This is a genomic window from Kitasatospora sp. NPDC057595 (assembly GCF_042800875.1).
In the GTDB taxonomy this organism is placed as follows: domain Bacteria; phylum Actinomycetota; class Actinomycetes; order Streptomycetales; family Streptomycetaceae; genus Kitasatospora.
On sequence record NZ_JBHVGL010000022.1, the window covers coordinates 1 to 17,856 of the forward strand.

17 protein-coding genes and 1 tRNA gene are annotated in these 17,856 nt (G+C 73.9%); 13 read left to right on the forward strand and 5 right to left on the reverse strand.

Going from position 1 to position 17,856, the window contains the following annotated elements; translation table 11 throughout:
• The 9 genes from ACFU9E_RS28005 to ACFU9E_RS28045 all read left to right on the forward strand — a co-directional run.
• Positions 1–383: acyl-CoA dehydrogenase family protein (locus tag ACFU9E_RS28005; RefSeq protein ID WP_380689099.1), on the forward strand; the 383-nt coding region annotated here is incomplete at its 5' end.
• A 78-nt stretch (positions 384–461) separates the two neighbouring features.
• Positions 462–1,226: a TetR family transcriptional regulator gene (locus tag ACFU9E_RS28010; RefSeq protein ID WP_380689097.1), complete on the forward strand. Its 765-nt coding sequence runs from the start codon at positions 462–464 to the stop codon at positions 1,224–1,226.
• Positions 1,227–1,381: 155 nt separating this feature from the next.
• Positions 1,382–2,839 carry a chloride channel protein gene (locus ACFU9E_RS28015; protein WP_380689095.1) on the forward strand — a complete coding sequence of 486 codons (1,458 nt, stop codon included), beginning with the start codon at positions 1,382–1,384 and terminating at the stop codon, positions 2,837–2,839.
• Between the two features lie 335 nt (positions 2,840–3,174).
• Positions 3,175–4,398, forward strand: a complete 1,224-nt coding sequence (locus ACFU9E_RS28020; RefSeq protein WP_380715445.1) for an ATP-binding protein — start codon at positions 3,175–3,177, stop codon at positions 4,396–4,398.
• Complete coding sequence (locus ACFU9E_RS28025) at positions 4,395–4,796, forward strand: roadblock/LC7 domain-containing protein (RefSeq protein ID WP_380686047.1); 402 nt, start codon at positions 4,395–4,397, stop codon at positions 4,794–4,796. The genes ACFU9E_RS28020 and ACFU9E_RS28025 overlap by 4 nt, the downstream gene beginning before the upstream one ends.
• Entirely contained in the window at positions 4,793–5,176 is a 384-nt protein-coding gene (locus tag ACFU9E_RS28030) for a DUF742 domain-containing protein (protein WP_380686049.1), read from the forward strand. Before ACFU9E_RS28025 ends, ACFU9E_RS28030 begins: the two co-directional genes overlap by 4 nt.
• Positions 5,151–5,744 carry an ATP/GTP-binding protein gene (locus tag ACFU9E_RS28035; RefSeq protein WP_350572322.1) on the forward strand — a complete coding sequence of 198 codons (594 nt, stop codon included), beginning with the start codon at positions 5,151–5,153 and terminating at the stop codon, positions 5,742–5,744. Before ACFU9E_RS28030 ends, ACFU9E_RS28035 begins: the two co-directional genes overlap by 26 nt.
• 8 nt (positions 5,745–5,752) lie before the next feature.
• Positions 5,753–7,072 carry a cytochrome P450 gene (locus ACFU9E_RS28040; protein WP_380686052.1) on the forward strand — a complete coding sequence of 440 codons (1,320 nt, stop codon included), beginning with the start codon at positions 5,753–5,755 and terminating at the stop codon, positions 7,070–7,072.
• Positions 7,073–7,095: 23 nt separating this feature from the next.
• Positions 7,096–8,157 carry a tryptophan dimethylallyltransferase family protein gene (locus ACFU9E_RS28045; RefSeq protein ID WP_380686054.1) on the forward strand — a complete coding sequence of 354 codons (1,062 nt, stop codon included), beginning with the start codon at positions 7,096–7,098 and terminating at the stop codon, positions 8,155–8,157.
• A gap of 23 nt (positions 8,158–8,180) precedes the next feature.
• Here the strand turns inward: ACFU9E_RS28045 and ACFU9E_RS28050 are convergent, their stop codons facing one another.
• On the reverse strand, positions 8,181–9,464 hold the full coding sequence (locus ACFU9E_RS28050) for a flavin-containing monooxygenase (RefSeq protein WP_380686056.1): 1,284 nt from the start codon (positions 9,462–9,464) through the stop codon (positions 8,181–8,183).
• A gap of 265 nt (positions 9,465–9,729) precedes the next feature.
• Positions 9,730–9,814: transfer RNA gene (locus ACFU9E_RS28055), tRNA-Leu, on the reverse strand.
• 252 nt (positions 9,815–10,066) lie between these two features.
• Here ACFU9E_RS28055 and ACFU9E_RS28060 point away from each other — a divergent pair.
• The 3 genes from ACFU9E_RS28060 to ACFU9E_RS28070 all read left to right on the forward strand — a co-directional run bounded on the left by ACFU9E_RS28060 (position 10,067) and on the right by ACFU9E_RS28070 (position 13,057).
• On the forward strand, positions 10,067–11,410 hold the full coding sequence (locus ACFU9E_RS28060) for a M20/M25/M40 family metallo-hydrolase (RefSeq protein WP_355372376.1): 1,344 nt from the start codon (positions 10,067–10,069) through the stop codon (positions 11,408–11,410).
• A gap of 186 nt (positions 11,411–11,596) precedes the next feature.
• A complete protein-coding gene (locus ACFU9E_RS28065; RefSeq protein ID WP_380686058.1) occupies positions 11,597–11,842 on the forward strand; it encodes a chaplin in 246 nt (81 codons plus the stop codon).
• Positions 11,843–12,085: 243 nt separating this feature from the next.
• On the forward strand, positions 12,086–13,057 hold the full coding sequence (locus tag ACFU9E_RS28070) for a chaplin (RefSeq protein WP_380686061.1): 972 nt from the start codon (positions 12,086–12,088) through the stop codon (positions 13,055–13,057).
• Between the two features lie 70 nt (positions 13,058–13,127).
• Here the strand turns inward: ACFU9E_RS28070 and ACFU9E_RS28075 are convergent, their stop codons facing one another.
• Positions 13,128–13,337: a DUF5703 family protein gene (locus ACFU9E_RS28075; protein WP_355372383.1), complete on the reverse strand. Its 210-nt coding sequence runs from the start codon at positions 13,335–13,337 to the stop codon at positions 13,128–13,130.
• A 330-nt stretch (positions 13,338–13,667) separates the two neighbouring features.
• Here ACFU9E_RS28075 and ACFU9E_RS28080 point away from each other — a divergent pair, with 330 nt between their 5' ends.
• Complete coding sequence (locus tag ACFU9E_RS28080; protein WP_380690383.1) at positions 13,668–14,276, forward strand: hypothetical protein; 609 nt, start codon at positions 13,668–13,670, stop codon at positions 14,274–14,276.
• Between the two features lie 89 nt (positions 14,277–14,365).
• Here ACFU9E_RS28080 and ACFU9E_RS28085 read toward each other — a convergent pair whose 3' ends face one another.
• Entirely contained in the window at positions 14,366–16,600 is a 2,235-nt protein-coding gene (locus tag ACFU9E_RS28085; RefSeq protein ID WP_380715447.1) for a helix-hairpin-helix domain-containing protein, read from the reverse strand.
• A gap of 155 nt (positions 16,601–16,755) precedes the next feature.
• Positions 16,756–17,736 (reverse strand): aldo/keto reductase, encoded by a 981-nt coding sequence (locus tag ACFU9E_RS28090; protein ID WP_380686273.1) that lies wholly within the window; start codon positions 17,734–17,736, stop codon positions 16,756–16,758.
• Positions 17,737–17,856: the final 120 nt, after the last annotated feature.

Genomic DNA, 17,856 nt, shown 5'->3' on the forward strand with positions numbered 1-17,856 from the left:
TCGCGCAGGGGGCGTTGGACTACGCGAAGGGGTATGTGCGCGAGCGGCGGCAGTTCGGGAAGCCGATCGGTGACTTCCAGGGTGTGCAGTTCATGTTGGCGGACATGGCGATGAAGCTGGAGGCGGCGCGTCAGTTGACGTATGCGGCGGCGGCGCGGTCGCAGCGGGGTGATGGTGATCTGACGTTCTTCGGTGCGGCGGCGAAGTGTTTCGCGTCGGACGCGGCGATGGAGATCACGACGGACGCGGTGCAGTTGCTGGGTGGGTACGGGTACACCCGGGACTATCCGCTGGAGCGGATGATGCGGGACGCGAAGATCACGCAGATCTACGAGGGCACCAACCAGATCCAGCGCATCGTGATGGCCCGCAACCTGCCGTAACCCCAACCCCCGCACGCACCCGGGCCGGCCGTCCGCGGCCCGGTCCGGGTGCCGGGGGCCGATGCTATGTTCCGGAGAATGAGCGAGAAGGAAGAGCAGGACCAGCCCATGAACGACGGGCACCCGAAGCCCGCGATGCGCGAGGCGCTGGTAGCCGCCGCCTTCGAGCTCTTCCTGGAGCGCGGCTTCGAGCAGACCACGATCGACGACATCGTCTCGCTGGCCGGGGTCGGCCGGCGCTCCTTCTTCCGCTACTTCCCGGCCAAGGAGGACGTGGTCTTCCCCGACCACGAGCGCGGCCTCGCCGACATGACGGAGTTCCTCGAATCCGGCACCGGCGAGGAGGACCCGGTCCGGCACGCCGGCGACGCCGCCCGGCTCGTCCTGCGGATGTACGCCGAGCAGCCGTCCTTCTCCGTCCAGCGCTACCGGCTCACCCGCAAGGTCCCCGGCCTGCGCGCCTACGAGCTGTCCGTGGTCTGGCGCTACGAGCACACCCTCGCGCACTACCTGCGCGGCCGTTTCGCCGAACGCCCGGACGGGCCGCTGCGGGCCGACGTGGTCGCCGCCGCCGTGGTCGCCGCGCACAACCACGCCCTGCGCACCTGGCTGCGCTCGGGCGGCGAGAGCGACTGGGTGGCCGAGGTGGACCGCGCGATGGCCTTCGTCACCGACACCTGGAGCGAGCGGCCCGGCGGCGGTGGCGGTGCGGCCGACGGTGCCGGGGCGGGGGAGCAGGACGACGTCGTGGTCCTGGTCGCCAGCCGCCGGGCGCCGCTGTGGCGGATGGTGCAGGGCATCGAGAGCGCCCTCGGCGACTCCCGGCAGGTCCACCGGGACTGACCCGCCCCCGCGGCCCGCGCCGCCACTCACCCCGACGGCGCAAGCGGCGCGCAGTCGCACCGGCGGTTACGTGCGGGCCCCGCGGGCGCGGGCGAGACTCGGTCGCAGCACGCGGCCGGAGCCGGACCGGCGCGGGAACGCGACGGAGGCGGACGATGCCGGAGCCGAGCGCCGGACCGAGCGGCGGTGACGACCCGACGACCGGGCCTGCCCCCAGGACCGCCCCCGCCGGAGCGACCGGCCCCGCCGAGGTGCCCGCCCCGGCGGCCCTGCGCGAGGTCCTGCTGACCAAGGGCTACCTGGGCCTGCTGCTGATCTCCGCCCTGGTCGGTGTCCCGGTCTCGCTGGCCGCCTTCTGGTTCGTCGGCCTGGAGCACCAACTCCAGCACTGGATCTGGGAGAGCCTGCCGGACGCCCTCGGCCACGACCGCGCGCCCTGGTGGTGGCCGCTGCCCGCGCTGCTGCTGGCCGGCCTGCTGATCGTCCCGGTGATCACCCGGCTGCCCGGCCGCGGCGGCCACGTCCCGGTGGACGGCCTGGGCGGGCCGCCGTCCCCGCCGAAGGCCGTGCCCGGTGTCGTCCTCGCCGCCCTCGTCGGTCTGCCGCTCGGCGTGGTGCTCGGTCCGGAGGCCCCGCTGATGGCGATGGGCGGCGGGCTGGCGCTGCTCGCCGTCCGCCCGGCCCGCCGGACGGCGCGGCCGCAGCTGGTGCCGGTGCTCGGCGCGGCCGGTTCGACGGCGGCGATCTCCACCATCTTCGGCAGCCCGCTGGTGGCCGCCGTGATGATGATCGAGGCGGCCGGCCTCGGCGGTCCGCGGCTGCTGCTGCTGATCATGCCCTGCCTGCTGGCCAGCGGGGTCGGCGCGCTGGTCTTCACCGGCTTCGGCCACTGGACGGGGCTGTCCATCGGCGCGCTCTCGCTGCCCTCGGTACCGCACAGCGGGGTCCCGGATCCGGGCGACTTCCTGTGGGGCGTACCGGTCGCCGGCGCTGTCACCGTGGTCTGCGTGGTGGCGCAGACGCTGGGCCGGCGGGTCAAGGTGTTCACCATCGGCGATCCCGAGCGTGCCGCGGCGCCCCCGACCGCGCGGCGGACGGGGGCGCGCACCGTGCTGTGCGCCGTCGCGGTCGGCGCCTGCATCTCCGCCTACGCGCTGCTGACCGGCCATTCGCCGCAGGAGGCGGCGCTCTCCGGCCAGGCGACCCTGGGCACGCTCGCCGCGGACCCGGCGGCCTGGTCGGTGTTCGCGCTGCTGATGCTGACCCTCTGCAAGGCGGCGGCCTGGGGTGTCGCGCTGGGCAGTCTGCGCGGTGGGCCGATCTTCCCGGCGGTGCTGATCGGCGCCGCCCTCGGCCTGGCCTGCGCTCCGCTGCCCGGTTTCGGCACCGCGCCGGGGCTGGCCGTCGGACTCGCCGCCGCCAGCACGGCGGTCACCCGCCTGCCGGTCACCAGTACGGTGCTGGCGACCGCCCTGCTGGGCTCCCAGGCGTCCAACCTGCTCCCGTTGTTGCTGGTCACAGCCGTGACGGCGTTTGTCGTCGGCGAGTTGGTCCGCGGTCTCGCCGCACGGCGGACGGGCCGGGCGCCCGCCCCGGCGGCCCCGCCGCGCTGAACCCGGCCACCGGGCGGCCGCGTTCCTCCGGCGGCGGGAGCAGCGCGTTTGCCCGCCGTGTCATGGTCTGGTCGAATGGGCGTCGCAGTGTCCCCGGGGCGGCGTTCGTTGCTGGGCGAACTGAGCGCACGTCAACTGGACGTCCCTGGTGGCGGGCTGTGAAGGGGCGTTTCATCCGATGATATGATCACGGCGCTTGCCGGGGGGATCGGGCGGGTGTGAGACGGAATCACCAGGGGCGGTTCGGGCGGTGACCCCGGCGCGGACGCCCGCCGGCCCACCCCTGCTTTGACGGTAAATCAGCAGCTGGCCGCCACTCTCCTGAAGAGAGTCCTATGACGCATTCCCTGCAGAACCCCATTCTCTGGGCTCTTCTCGTCGTCCTCCTCGGCGCAATCGCCGTCATTGTCCTCCAGCGCAGGGCGGCAGCGTCGGCGCGACAGGACTCCGACGCGCTCAGAGCCCACTACGCCGCGTTGGAGAGCGACTTCTCGCAATCCGTCGAGGCGGCTCACGTGCGCGCCGACGAAGAGACCAAAACGGTTCTCAAGTCCGCCATGCGAACCCTTCAGGGCCTCGCCGCCGAACAGCAGCTGGTCATTTCCCGGCTGCAGAACAAGTACGGCGACTCGGTCATCCTGGAGGACCTCCTGGAGATCGACCACACGAACTCGCAGTTCGGCCGGCGTGCCCAGTCCATCGCCGTCCTGTGCGACGGATGGCTGGGCCGGCAGCGCGAGGTGGCGTCGATCTACGACGTGGTCCGCAGCGCGCAGGGCCGGATCCGGCATTTCCGGCGGGTCGAGATTCTTTCCCAGGTCAATTACGGAATCACCAGCCGGGCCGTCGAACCGGTGGCGCTGGTGCTCGCCGAACTGCTCGACAATGCTACCAGCTATTCCAGCCCCGACACGATGGTGGAAATCAATATCCGCACCGTGCCGAAGGGCATTTGCATCGTCGTCGACGACGCCGGTATCGGCATGAACGACGAGGAGCGCAGCCGGGCGGACAAGCTGCTGTCGACCGAGCGGGTCTCCGGCGTCTCCTCGCTGGGGAACCCGCCGCAGTTCGGTTTCGCGGTGGCCGGCGTGCTCAGCGAGCGTTTCGGTTTCGAGGCCTCGGTGGATTCCTCCTCGCCCTACGGCGGTGTGCGCGCGGTTCTCCTCCTGCCGCACGAACTCCTCACCGCCATGCCGGAGCAGCGGCCGACGGAGGCCGGCCCCGGCGGCGCCGAGACGGCCCGCAACCCGTTCGAGGCCGCGCCGGTCGCGGCCGCGACCGGCGCCGACGGCCTGCCGAAGCGGCGCCGCAAGCGGCCGATGTCCGTCGTGCCGGCCGAGCCGGTCGCCGCCGACGCCCAGGGCTTCGGCCAGGGCTTCGGTCAGCCCTTCGGCGCACCGGCCCCCGGGACGCCGGTCCGCTCCGGCGCGGAGACGGCGGCGATCATGGGCGCCTTCCAGCGAGGCACCCAGTCCGGCCGGGCGACGAGTCCGGACGCCGCGGAGACGACGAGCAGCCCAACCGCTGCAAGTAGTGAAGGACATGAGTACCCGTGAACAACGACCTGTCATGGATGCTTGACAGTGCCCTGGAGATCCCCGGTGCCCTGCACGCGGTCCTGATATCCGCGGACGGCCTGTTGATGGCCCGGACGAGGGAGATCGGCAAGGACGACGCGGACCGGGTCGCCGCCGGGATGAGCGGAGTGCAGTCGCTGAGCCGTTCGCTCGCCTTCTTCTGCAACGGCTCCCAGCAGCAGTGGCGGCAGACCCTGGTGGAGTTCGACGGAGGCTGGGTCTTCCTCATCTCCGCCGGCCAGGGCGCCTACCTCGGCGTCTCGGCCTCCCCGGACGTCGACATGGCGGACATCACCTTCCGGATGCAGCAGCTCGTCGGACAGCTCGGCAAGGCGCTCATGGCGCCCCCGCGCGAGAACCTCGGCGTGCGCCCATGACGAGCCGTGGCGAGCACGGCCCCGACGCTGCCCCGCCCTTGGTGAGACCGTACGTCATCACCAAGGGCCGGGGGCTGCCGGACGACGAGCAGCTCTCCCTGGTCACGCTGGTCACGGCGGCGGGCGACGAGCAGCAGCGCCCCACCCGACGGCTCTCCCCCGAGGAGCAGGGCCTGCTCGAATTATGTGCCGCGGGCTACCTCACGGTGGCCGAGATCGCCGGACACACCCGGCTGCCCCTGGGCGTGGTGAGGATCCTTCTCTCGGCCCTCAGTGAAGGCGGCTACCTTCTCGTGCGGCCGCCCGTCGCGCGTGCCTCCCTGGTGGACACGCGCATCCTTCAGGAGGTGCTGAATGGACTTGAGGCCAAGTTTGGATGAGCGGGCCTACGTCCGCGACGGAGCCAACCAGACCGCCGTGAAGATCCTCGTCGTCGGGCACTTCGCGGTGGGCAAGACCACCTTCATCGGCTCGATCTCCGAGATCACCCCGCTGTCCACCGAAGAGACCATGACGCGGGCCGGGGAGGCGGTCGACGACCTCAAGGGGGTCAGGAGCAAGACCACCACGACCGTCGCCATGGACTTCGGCCGACTGACCCTCAGCGACCGCGTCGTGCTGTACCTGTTCGGGACCCCCGGGCAGTTGCGCTTTGTGCAGATGTGGGAGGACATGGCACGCGGCGCGCTCGGCGCGCTGGTGCTGGTCGACCCCGACCGGCTGGCGGACTCCTTCGCCGTGATCGACCTGATCGAGCAGTACGGGCTCGACTACGCGATCGCCGTCAACCGCTTCGACGGCACGCCGGTCTACCAGGAGGCCGCCCTGCGGGAGGCGTTGGACCTGCTGGACGACACCCCCGTGGTCACCTGCGACGCCCGCGACGAGAAGTCCTCCGCCGAAGCATTGATCAGACTGGTCCGTCACTTGCTGGACCGTGTCCACTAGGAGCAGACATGGACGCTGAGTCCACCGCACTCGTGCCCCCGCCCGGGTGCCCCGCCCACGGCAGCGGCGAACGGATACCCCTGTACGGGTCGCAGTTCGCGGCCGACCCGCAGGCCTACTACGCCTACATGCGCCACTTCGGGGCGACCACGCAGGTCGAACTCTCCCCGGGCGTCGAGGCCACCCTGGTCACCGACTACACCGCCGCGCTGCAGCTGCTGCAGGACCCGGCCGCCTTCCGGAAGGACTCGCGCCGCTGGCGGGACCTCAACGAGGGCCGGGTCCCCGCCGACAGCCCGGTCCTGCCGCTGCTGGCCTACCGGGCCAACTGCATGTTCAGCGACGGGGTCGAGCACCTGCGGCTGCGCCAGGCCGTCACCGACAGCCTCGCCCGAATAGACACCCGCCGGCTCACCCAGCGCATCGGGCAGATCTCCGACTACCTCATCGCCCAGTTCAGCGCGCGCGGCTCGGCCGACCTGGTCGGCGAGTACTCCAAGCAGCTGCCGCTGTTCGTCTTCAACGAGCTCTTCGGCTGCCCGGCCGACATCGGCGACCGGGTGCTGTTCGGCATCTCCGGCATGTTCGACGGCGTCAACGCCGCCCGGGCGGCCGACGTCCTGATGCAGGCCGCGGCCGACCTGGTGGCCCTCAAGCGGACCAGGCCCGGCGAGGACGTCACCTCCTGGCTGATGCAGCACGAGGCCGGCCTGGACAACGAGGAGATGGTCCACCAGCTCGCGCTGCTCCTGGGCGCGGGCGCCGAGCCGCTGCGCAACCTCATCGGCAACACCCTGCACCGGCTGCTCACCCACGACCAGTACGCCCACAAGGGCGGCCTGATCGCCGAGGCGCTCGACGACACGCTGTGGGGCAACCCGCCGCTGACGAACTACGCGCCGCACTACCCCGCGGCCGACATGGAGTTCGCCGGCACGAAGCTGAACGCCGGCGACCTGGTGCTGGTCAGCATCGCGGCCGCCAACACCGGCGGTGCCGGAAGCAACCGGGCCCATCTGGCGTGGAGCGCGGGCCCGCACGCCTGCCCCTCCAAGGAGCCCGCCCGGCACATCACCGTGACGGCCATCGAGAACCTGTTCAACCGGCTGCCCGACATCGAACTCGCGGTGCCGGCGGACAGCCTGACCTGGCGTCCGGGCCCGTTCAGCCGGGCGCTGTCCGCCCTGCCGACCCGGTTCACCCCGGTCCAGGAGGCACCCAGGCCCGCCGCGGCCCGGGCAGCCGCACCCGCCCGGGAGGAGCACAGCACCGGAGCCCGCAAGGAGCGCGGGCTGTGGAGCTCCTTCCTGACCTGGCTCGCCAAGTGAGCGGCACAGCCGAAAGACCGGGCGTGCCGACGCTCGGGGAGTTCACCGCGCGCCAGCTGCGGGGACTGTGCGAGGTCGCGGGCCTCGGCGAGCAGGACGCCCGGACCTACCAGGACGTCCTCGTCGAGGCCCTGGGGCCGGAGGCCGGACGGCGGCTGGACCTGCCGCCGTCCGGTCGGACCTTCCTGTCCGACGACCACACGCCGGTGGAGTACTCGCTCTCCTTCCGACCCGACGGCGCGCCCGACCTGCGGGTGCTGCTGGAGCCGGGCTGCGGCAGCGGGACCCTGGAGGAGAACGGCCGCGCCGGACTGGACACCGTCCGCGCCATGTCCCGCCGCTGGGGGTTCTCCGCCGCCTGGCTGGACAAGGTGGAGGACCTCTTCCTGCCGGCCTCCCCGCACGGGCCGCTGGCCCTGTGGTGTGCCCTGGAGCTTCGCCCCGGCGGCGTCCCCCGGGTCAAGGTGTACCTGAACCCCGCCGCCCGCGGCCCCGCCCGGGCGGCCGAAACGCTGCGCGAGGCGCTGGAGCGGCTCGGCCTCCCGCAGGCGTTCGCGGCCCTGCCGCCGGGCGACGGCTACCCGTTCCTCGCCCTGGACCTCGGCGACTGGGAGCAGCCCCGGGTCAAGGTCTACGTCCGTCACCCCGGCCTGCCGGCCGCCGAGGCCGGAGAGCTGCCCCGGACGGCCGACGGGCCGACGGCGGCCGAGCTCCGGCACTTCGCGGCGACGGCCGCCGGGACGACGGACGGCGACGCCCGGCTCTCCGGGTTGCCCGTGCTGTCCTGCCACGTCTTCACCGACGCGGCGGCCGACCGGCCGAGCGGCTTCACCCTGCACGTCCCGGTGCGGGACTACGCCCGGCACGACGGCGAGGCCCTGGACCGGGCGGTGGCCCTGCTCGGCCGGCACGGCATGGACCCGGCCCCGCTCCTGCGCGCCCTGCCCTCCCTCACCGGGCGGCGGCCGCAGGACGGCGTCGGGCTGATCGCCTACCTGGCGCTCGCCCACCAGCGGGGCCTGCCGCCGCGGATCACCGTGTACCTCTCCGCGGAGGCCTACAGCGTCCGGCCGCCGACCGGCTGACCCCGCCGGCGCGCGGGCAGGGGCTACTGCGTGCGGAACTCCTGCACGTACGGCACCACGTCGATCTGGATCGAGGCGCCGAGCCCCTGCCCGTAGCGCGCGGCGATGCCGGTCAGGTAGTCGTCGATCTCCTTGTGCATGACGTCCCCGGACGGCAGTGCCTCCTCGCCGCCGATGAGCCGGGCCACGTAGTGCGCCTGGGCCTCCAGGGCCCGGGTGATGGCCCCCACCGGGCGGATCAGGCCGACGAAGTAGAGGCCCGGCCGGTCGGGCGCGACGATCCGCCGGTACAGCTCCACCCGTCCGCTCGGGCCGACCGGGCAGTCGGCGGGCAGGTACGGGTAGGACATCCGGTAGCCGGTGCACCAGACGACCGTGTCGGCCTCCACCGCGGACCCGTCGGTGAACCGGACCAGGTTCCCCTCGAAGGAGTCGATCCCCGGCTTGGGGATCACCGCGCCGTGCCGGATCCGGCTGAAGATCTCGTCCGAGACGGTCACCGCGGAGGAGAAGATCGGATGGTCGGGTTCGGGAAGCCCGTAGTCCGACAGCCGGCCCCGGGCCACCAGCAGGGCCTGCTCGATGTACTCGCGCCGCTCGGCCAGCGACATCGCGGTGAACCAGGGCGACTCGGCGATCACGTCGCACGATATGCCGTAGAGCTGCTTCGGGACGACGTGCAGCCCCCGGCGCACCGAGAGCACGGTCGCCGCCGCGTGCCGGGAGAGGTCGGCGGCGATGTCCACGGCCGAGGCGCCGAGGCCCACCACGACCGCCCGCCGGCCGCGGAACTCGGCGCCCTCCTGGTAATCGACGGCGTGCAGCATGCGGCCGGTGAAGGACCCGGCGCCGGCCGGCACCGGATCAGGCAGCAGCGGCTCCGCGTTGGCGCCCGAGGCGACGACCACCCGCGCGAAGCGCCTCGTGCCGGCGACCCCGTTCGCGTCCCGGGAAGCCACCAGCCAGGATCCGTCGAAGTCCTGCCGGACCGACAGCACCTCGGTGCCGAACTCGATGCGCGGTGGCAGGCCCGCCCACTCGGCGAAGGCCCGCAGGTAGGCGGCCATCTCGTCGTGCCGGGGATAGGTCGGGAAGGAGTCCGGCATCGGGAACGCGGCGTAGCCGGTCAGCTCCTTCGCGGTGTTCAGGTGCAGGGACCGGTAACCCGGCCCGTGCTCCCCGGCACCGGGCTTGCGCCAGATCCCGCCGACCTCCGGAGCCTTCTCCAGACAGACGAAGTCGACGCCCCGCACCGCCAGCGCGTGCGCGGCGGCCAGACCCGCCGGCCCCGCGCCGATGATGCACACCTGCGCGGCTCCGCGCCCGTCAACGGCATACGACCCATCCGGGAGGTTCCCCACGGAACGCCCCCCCTTCCCATCGAACCGGCCTGGACACCCCCGTCGGCGTCACCCCCGGGAGGGCGGCGCCGACAAAGTAAACCTCAGGTCACGGCAGCCGAACAGGGACCAAGGGCGTACAAATGGTGCGCCGACGGGAAACAGTCCGGGCAGAAAAGGGCGGAGGGCAACACGAAAAGCGGGCCAGGATTTCTCCTGGCCCGCTCAGCGGTGTCCGAGGGGGGACTTGAACCCCCACGCCCGATAAAGGGCACTAGCACCTCAAGCTAGCGCGTCTGCCATTCCGCCACCCGGACGGGGTGTTGTCCTCGCGGCTTCCTTCTGTTCGTCGGCCGCGCTGACAGATGTAACTGTAGCAGTGATCCGCTGCCGGTCCCAAAACGGCTCCGGACGGGGAGCGCAGGTTGCGGCGGCGTGTCGCCGCGTATCCGGGGGGTGGATCCGGGTCGGGGGCTGGGAGAGGATGGTCGGACGTGCTCGTGCGGCCCGGGCGGAGGTCCCGGGGGTGGCGCTGGGGCGCCGGTGCGGGCTGGAGACGAGGAGTGACCGTGAGCGAGCGGAGCGAGTCGGCGGAGCGGGCGGCGGCGCCGAAGGTGACGGGTGAGTCCGAGGTCGCCGACCTCTGCCGCGATCTGATCCGGATCGACACCAGCAACTACGGCGACGGCTCCGGCCCGGGGGAGCGGAAGGCGGCCGAGTACGTGGCCGAGCAGCTCGCCGAGTTCGGCCTGGAGCCGCAGATCATCGAGTCGGCCAAGGGGCGGGCGTCCACCGTGGTCAGGATCGAGGGCGAGGACCGTTCGCGTCCGGGCCTGCTGATCCACGGGCACACCGACGTCGTGCCCGCCAACGCCGCGGACTGGACGTACGACCCGTTCGCCGGGGAGATCGCGGACGGCTGCGTCTGGGGCCGCGGCGCGGTCGACATGAAGGACATGGACGCGATGACCCTCGCGGTCGTCCGCGACCGGCTGCGCACCGGCCGCAAGCCCCCGCGGGACCTGGTGCTGGCCTTCCTGGCCGACGAGGAGGCGGGCGGCACCTACGGCGCCCGCTACCTGGTGGACAAGCACCCGGGCCTCTTCGAGGGCGTGACCGAGGCGATCGGCGAGGTCGGCGGCTTCTCCTTCACGGTCAACGACCGCACCCGGCTCTACCTGGTGGAGACCGCCGAGAAGGGCATGCACTGGATGCGGCTCACGGTCGAGGGCCGGGCCGGGCACGGGTCGATGGAGAACGACGACAACGCCATCACCGAGCTGTGCGAGGCGGTGGCCCGGCTCGGGCGGCACCAGTTCCCGCTGCGGATCACCAAGACCGTGCGGGCCTTCCTGGACGAGCTGTCGGACGCGCTGGGCGTCGAGCTCGACCCGGAGAACATGGACGAGACGCTGCGGGTGCTCGGCGGCATCGCCAAGATGATCGGCACCACGCTGCGCAACACGGCCCAGCCCACCATGCTCGGCGCCGGCTACAAGGTCAACGTGATCCCCGGCCAGGCCACCGCGCACGTGGACGGCCGCTTCCTGCCCGGCTACGAGGAGGAGTTCCTGGCCGAGCTGGACAGCGTGCTCGGCCCGCGCGTGAAGCGCGAGAGCCTGCACTCGGACAAGGCGATCGAGACCGGCTTCGACGGCGCCCTGGTCGAGGCGATGCAGACCGCGCTGCGCGCCGAGGACCCGATCGCCCGGGCGGTGCCGTACTGCCTCTCCGGCGGTACGGACGCCAAGTCGTTCCAGGACCTCGGGATCCGCTGCTTCGGCTTCGCGCCGCTGCAGCTGCCGCCGGAGCTGGACTTCGCCGGGATGTTCCACGGCGTGGACGAGCGGGTGCCGGTGGACGGCCTGAAGTTCGGCGTGCGGGTACTGGACCGGTTCATCGACGCCTGCTGAGCGCCCGGCGACGGCCCGCTCCCGGAGCCTCCGGGGGTGGGCCATCGCCGTTCTGACAGATCGATTTCCTGTTCGTAGTATCACCGGTCTGGGTGAAGCGGGCGTCCGGTCCGTACCCCGTCTGCCGCAACGTCGTTCCTTCCTGTGACGGCCCGGAACCGATTTCCGGGTGTTCATACAGGAGGAATGATGAAGATCAAGAAGATCGCCGCCGTGACCGCTGCCGCCGGTGGCCTGGTGCTCGCCGCCACCGGTGTCGCCTCCGCCCACGGCGGGGCCGGTGCCGAGGGCGTGGCCGCCGGCTCCCCGGGCGTGCTGTCCGGCAACCAGATCCAGATTCCGGTGCACATCCCGGTCAACGTCTGCGGCAACACCATCAGCGTGATCGGTGTGCTGAACCCGGCGTTCGGCAACACCTGCTTCAACGTCTGAGCCCACGTCGGTCGTTGAGCCGGGCCCCCGGACGGCGTGCGCGTCGTGCCGGGGGCGCTTGTTTTTCCGGACCGCCCCGCGTCCGGCCCGTGAGATCCCTCGAAAGGGTGAATGGGCGTGGAACCGGCCAACCTCCTCGTGGATTCCTTCGTTCTCTCCGTTGCAGCCGAGGACCTCCCCGCTTATTCGGAAATTCCGACTTTCGGGAGGTCGTCATGTCGTCTCGAAATGTCAGGGGAAAATATGAGGAACGCAGCCAAGAAGGGGCTCCTCACGGCCGTGGCCACCGGCAGTGTGCTGGCCTCGACCGCCGGTTACGCCTACGCGGGCGCCGGCGCGGAGGGTGTCGCGGCAGGCTCGCCGGGTGTCGCCTCCGGCAACTCGGTGCAGGTGCCGATCGAGGTGCCGATCAACGCCTGCGGCAACACGGTCGACGTGATCGGCTTGCTGAACCCGTCCTACGGCAACAAGTGCGCCAACGTCTCCGGCCACCCCGGCGGCAGCGCGCACGTCGGCGGCGCCCAGTCGGGCGGCGCGAGCGCGGGCGGCGCCCACACCGGCGGCGGCCAGTCCGGCGGAGCGGGCGCGAGCGCGGGCGGTGCCCAGGCCGGCGGTGCCCAGGCGGGCGGCGGCCAGGCGGGTGGCGGCCAGGCCGGTTCGGGGGCGGCCGGCGCCGCCGCGGGCACGGCGGCGTCGGGCGCGACGGCCGCCGGGACGGCCACCGGCTCGCCCGGAGTGATCTCCGGCAACAGCGTCCAGGCCCCGGTGCACGTCCCGGTCAACGCCTGCGGCAACTCGATCGACGTGGTCGGCGCCCTCAACCCGGCCTACGGCAACAACTGCGCCAACGTCGCCGCCCCGGCGCCCAGCAAGCCCGCCGCGCCGCAGGAGGACTGCCCGCCGGAGGAGCACGCGCCGCACAGCGCCCCGCCGCCGGCCGCCCCGAGCGACCACGAGGGCACCCAGGGCACCCCCCGGGGCGGCAACGGTCCGACCGAGGCCGCGCCGACCGCGCCGTCGGCGGCCCCCGCCCCGCAGCAGGCCGCCCCGGCGGTGCGTCCGGCCGCCGCGCACGCCGGCCCGGCCGTCGCGGAGGCCGACCACCAGCTGGCCGCCACCGGCGCCGGCAACACCGAGCTGCTCGGTGCGGCCGGCCTGGCCCTGCTGATCGGCGGCGGCGTCCTCTACCGCCGCGCCCGCGCCGGCGCCCGCTGAGCCTCCACGGCGCACCGGGCACACCGGACACGCCGGGCGCGCGGCGGGTCGACCCGCCGCGCGCCCGCCGTCACCAGCTCCGGACCTGCCGGATGATCCGCCGGCGCAGCAGCACCGTGCGGCTGCCGTCCGGCAGCAGGCGGAGCCTGTCCAGTTCCCAGTGCCCGTACTCGGCGTGATCGGTGAGCAGTTGGCGTGCCGCGTTGCGGGACGTTCCGCGCGGCATGCGCAGCGACTGGTACTCGTACTCCGGCTGCCGGACCGGCTTCGGTGGGGTCAAAACGCTCCTCCTGAGGGACACCTGCGGGCAAGCCTACGGCCTGCCTCCGACAGCGGGCCCGGGTATTTCCGGCCGCCCGGCCCGCTCCGCACTGACAGCGCATCAGTTCCTTTGCTCCTGGGGAGGACATACCCCCGGCGCGCCGCGCGAAGCGGCACCCGGACGGCCCGCGCGGACCGCGTGCGCGGGCGCCCGGCGCACGCCGCCGTCCGGCACCCCGGGGGACAGACCCACGCGGAACGGACATCGCGGGGGAAGTTGCGGTGAAATCGCGGGTGTAGGTGACAACCGCTGTGCGTACCGGCACCGAGGGGAGATAGCGTCTGCACCATGTCTGATGCCGCGCAGCCCACCATTGCCGAGGTACGCGCCGCCGCCGAGGCGGTCAAGGCCGCCATCGACCGTCATCTGGAAGCGGTGTCGAGCCAGAGCGCAGCGGACGATTCCGCTGTGTCCACCGCCTACGAGCAGCTGGCGACGGCGGCCATCGCGTACGACCAACTCCTGTACGAGGTCTACGACGAGGTCACCCCCTTCGAGGTCCCCGGTGACGAGGGTCCGGGCGGGTACCACGGCCCCGAACAGCCCGAGGCGATCAGCGTGCTGATCCGCCGCGACTACCACGTCGTCGACCCGAAGCGGCTGCGCGCCCAGGCCGAGCGGCTGGACGACTCGCTGACCCCGGGCGGGGGCTCGGAAGGCGGCGGGGTGAACGCCGCGATCGGCGTGCTGTTCGGCGAGTTCGAGCCGGACGAGATCGCCGCCCGCAGCGAGGAGTTCGGGCTGGAGGAGGCCGACTCCACGCTCTGGGTGGCGGCCGCCGAGCCGAGCGAGCCGGGGGAGTGGCTGCCGGAGCCGTTCGAGCACGCCGATCCGCAGCTGCTGATCTGCCGCTTCGACGTGAGCGAGGTCTACGACGACGAGGACCCCGACGACTGACCCGTCGGCGGGCCCGGGGCGGAGTGCCCCGGGCCCGAGCGTCCGCCGGGGCGCATGATTTCGGACGTTCCCGGCGCGGACGGCGCCGGTCAGTAGGACTCGGCCGCGTTCTCCGCGAGGATCGCGCGCAGCCGCGTGGTGCGGGGTGCGGCCGGGCGCCCGGCGACGGCCTGCGGGAGCGCCGGGCCGGCGGAGTGGACCACCGAGAGGTGGCGCTCGCCGCGGCCGAACGCCGTGTACACCCACTGCCGGGTGAGTGCCGCGGCCGCGTCCTCCGGCACCACCACCACCGCGCCCGGCCAGCGGCGGCCGACCGCCTGGTGGACGGTCAGTGCCCAGCCGTGCCGCAGCTTTCCGGCCTCGGCGGGCGCGACGGTGCGGCGGGTGCCGTCGGGGTACTCCAGGTGCAGACCGGTGGCGTCACCGTCCAGCACCCGGGCGAGCCTGGTGTGGCCGGGCGCGGGCGAGTCGGCGACCCGGTCGCCCGGGTCGAAGCCGCCGAACCGGCCCGGGCCCGGGTTGAGCCGGGCCTTGGCGGCGGCGTTCAGCGCGCGGGTGCCGGCCCCGCCGCCGTGCCCGGGGGTGAGCAGGACGACCTGCTCGGACGGGATGCCGAGGGCGCGCGGGATCGAGTCGGTGAGCAGCTGGACGGCGCGGTGGACGGCCTCCCCGGCGTCCTTGGCGGTCAGGATGACCACCTCCTTGTCGGGCGCCTCGACCGGCTGGAGCTCGCCGATGCCGACGCCCGAGACCAGCTCGCCGATCGGGCCGAAGTCGGGGGTGCGGGAGGCGACGGCCGGGCAGGCCTTGGCGGCCAGCAGGTCGGCGAAGAACCGGCCGGGGCCGGCCGACCAGAGCTGGCCCGGGTCGCCGCTGAGCACCAGACGGGTGCCGTCGGCCAGCGACTCCAGCAGGGTGGCGGCCAGCTCGACGTCCAGCAGCGGGGCGTCCAGGACGATCAGCAGGTCGAGCGCGAGCGTGCCGTCGGCGGACCGGCCGGGGCCGGCCGCTCCGGCGAGCAGCTCGGCCAGCGTGGCGACGGGCGCGGGCGCGCCGGCGGGGGCGTCGGAGAGCGGGGCGAGCGCGGCGAAGGCGGCCCGGCCGTGGTCGGTCCAGGTGGCCGCCCAGGCCCGCAGGCCGAGGCCGGTGGCGGCGGCCAGCAGGGCGGCCGGTTCGGCGCGGGCGGCCTCACCGCCGGTGTGCAGGACGAGTGCGCTCTCGGCGGCGGCCCGGACGAGGGCGGTCGCGGAGGAGGACGGGGCGGCGGCCGCGGCGGCCTCCCAGGCGGCCGGCCCGGGGGCGGCGGGCGCCTCCGCGGCGGCTTCGGGGGCCTGCGGGCCGGCCTCGGTGTCGGCGTCCCCGTCGGCGTCAGTTTCGGCCTCGGCCTCGGCCCCGGTGCCGTCGTGGGTGCCCTCGTCGGCGTCCTCCGTGAGGTCCTCCGTGAGGTCCTCCGCGAGGTCCTCGCCGGGGACGAAGGTGGACATCAGCCGGACCAGGCCGTCGGCCAGGCTCTCCTCGGCCAGTGCCAGCCGCTCCAGGGCGAGCAGGGTGCGGGTCGGCGGCTCGTCCTCGTCGTCCCCGCCCGCCGTGTGCGCCTCGGCGCCGGTGAGCTCCTCCTGGAACGGCATCGCCCGGCCGTCGAGCACGGCGGCCTGGACGGCGGCGGCGGAGTCCGGCACACCGAGGCGCTCCAGCCCGGCGGTCACCTCGCCGATCTCCAGGGCCGAGTGGCCGCGCAGCGCCGCCTGCTCCAGCAGCCAGCCGACCAGCGCCTGGGCCCGCCGCGGGTCGCCCGGCCCGGCCTGCGCGCCGAGCAGGCCGCGGGCGAAGCCGTCCGCGTGCTCCGGGCGGACGCCGGGCAGGGTGAGCACGGCCCACGGGTCATCGCGGAGCTGCTCGGCCGCGCCGTCGCCGAAGGCCGCCACGGCGGCGCCGGCCAGGGTGGCCGGGGCGCCGCCCGCCGTCAGCACCTCGGCGGTGGCCTTGAGCGCCTGTGCCCGCTGCTCGTCGGTCACCGGCCGGTCGGCCCCGGCGGCGCCCGCCTCGCCCGCGGGCGCGCCCGCGGGGGCCGGGCCGTCGGGGCCCCCGGCGGACCGGCCGACCGAGCGCACCCGCTCCGCCAGCGCCGCGACGGCCGCAGCCCGTTCCGCCGGGTCGGCACCCGCCGGGTCACCGGCGACCGCCGCGCCCTGGTCGGAAGCGCCCTGCCCGGCCGTGTCCGGCGACGACGCCTGCCCGGGGACGACGCCCGCGCCGCCGGCCGCACCGTCGCCGCCCGAGCCCGCCGGGGTCTCCTCCGGAGCGCCGTTCTCCGCGTCAGTCATCGTCCGCTCCACAAAAGCTCAACTCCACATGCTGGGCGCCGCCCGCCCCGTGGTGCGGGCGGTCGGCCGGGTCGGGCCGGTCCGGGGCCGCACGGGGCGGCCGGGCCGGCGGTCGGTCGGTTCGGGCAGGCTCGGGTCGCGGGGGCGGGCGGCCGCTACAGCTCGCTCCACCCCTGGTCGGGGTAGCGGTGGACCGGCGCCGAGATGTCGTCGAGCGCACCGCGGATCTCCTCCGGAAGCGTAAGCGCCTCCACCGACAGCGCCGCCTGCAGCTGTCCCACGGTCCGCGCCCCGACCAGCGCGCTCGCCACGCCGGGGCGGTCCCGAACCCAGGCGAGCGCGACCGCCAGCGGGCTGCTGGCCAGCCCGTCGGCGGCGGTGGCGACGGCGTCCACGATCCGCCGGGCGCGTTCCCCGAGGTAGGGCTGGACGAACCCGGACAGGTAGGGCGAGGCACCGCGCGAGTCCGGCGGCAGGCCGTGCCGGTACTTGCCGGTGAGCACGCCGCGCCCGAGCGGGGAGCCGGCCAGCAGGCCCACCCCGGCGTCCCGGGCGGCCGGCAGCGCCTCGCGCTCGATGCCGCGCTGCAGCAGCGAGTACTCCAGCTGCGCCCCGGCCAGCGGCACCCGGCCGTGGTGGGCGTGCTGCCAGGTGGCGGCCTTGGCGAGCTGCCAGCCGCTGAAGTCGCAGACCCCGACGTAGCGGGCGCGGCCGGAGGAGACGGCGATGTCCAGGGCGCTCAGGGTCTCCTCGACGGGGGTGGCCGGGTCGAAGGCGTGCACCTGCCAGAGGTCGACGTAGTCGGTGCCGAGCCGGCGCAGCGAGGCGTCGAGCGCGGCGAGCAGGTGGCCGCGCGAGCCGTCGAACCGGCGGCCGGAGGCCGGCACGCTGCCCGCCTTGGTGGCGATGACCAGGTCGGAGCGCGGGATCAGGCCGTCGGTGAGTCGGGAGAGCAGGTACTCGGCGTCGCCGTCGGCGTAGACGTCGGCGGTGTCGACGAGGTTGCCGCCGGCGTCGACGAACTCCTTGAGCTGCTCGGCGGCCTCCTGCTCGTCGGTGTCGCGGCCCCAGGTCATGGTGCCGAGACCGAGCCGGGAGACCTGCAGCCCGGTGCGGCCGAGGTGACGCTGTTCCATCGGACGGGCCCTCTCACTGGCCGAAGGTGCGGTGGCGGAACGCTGCGGGGCGGCGTGCCCGCGGGACAAACCCGCAGGTGGGACGCGGCGCCCCACGTCGGCTGAGCGTAGCGGCCGGTG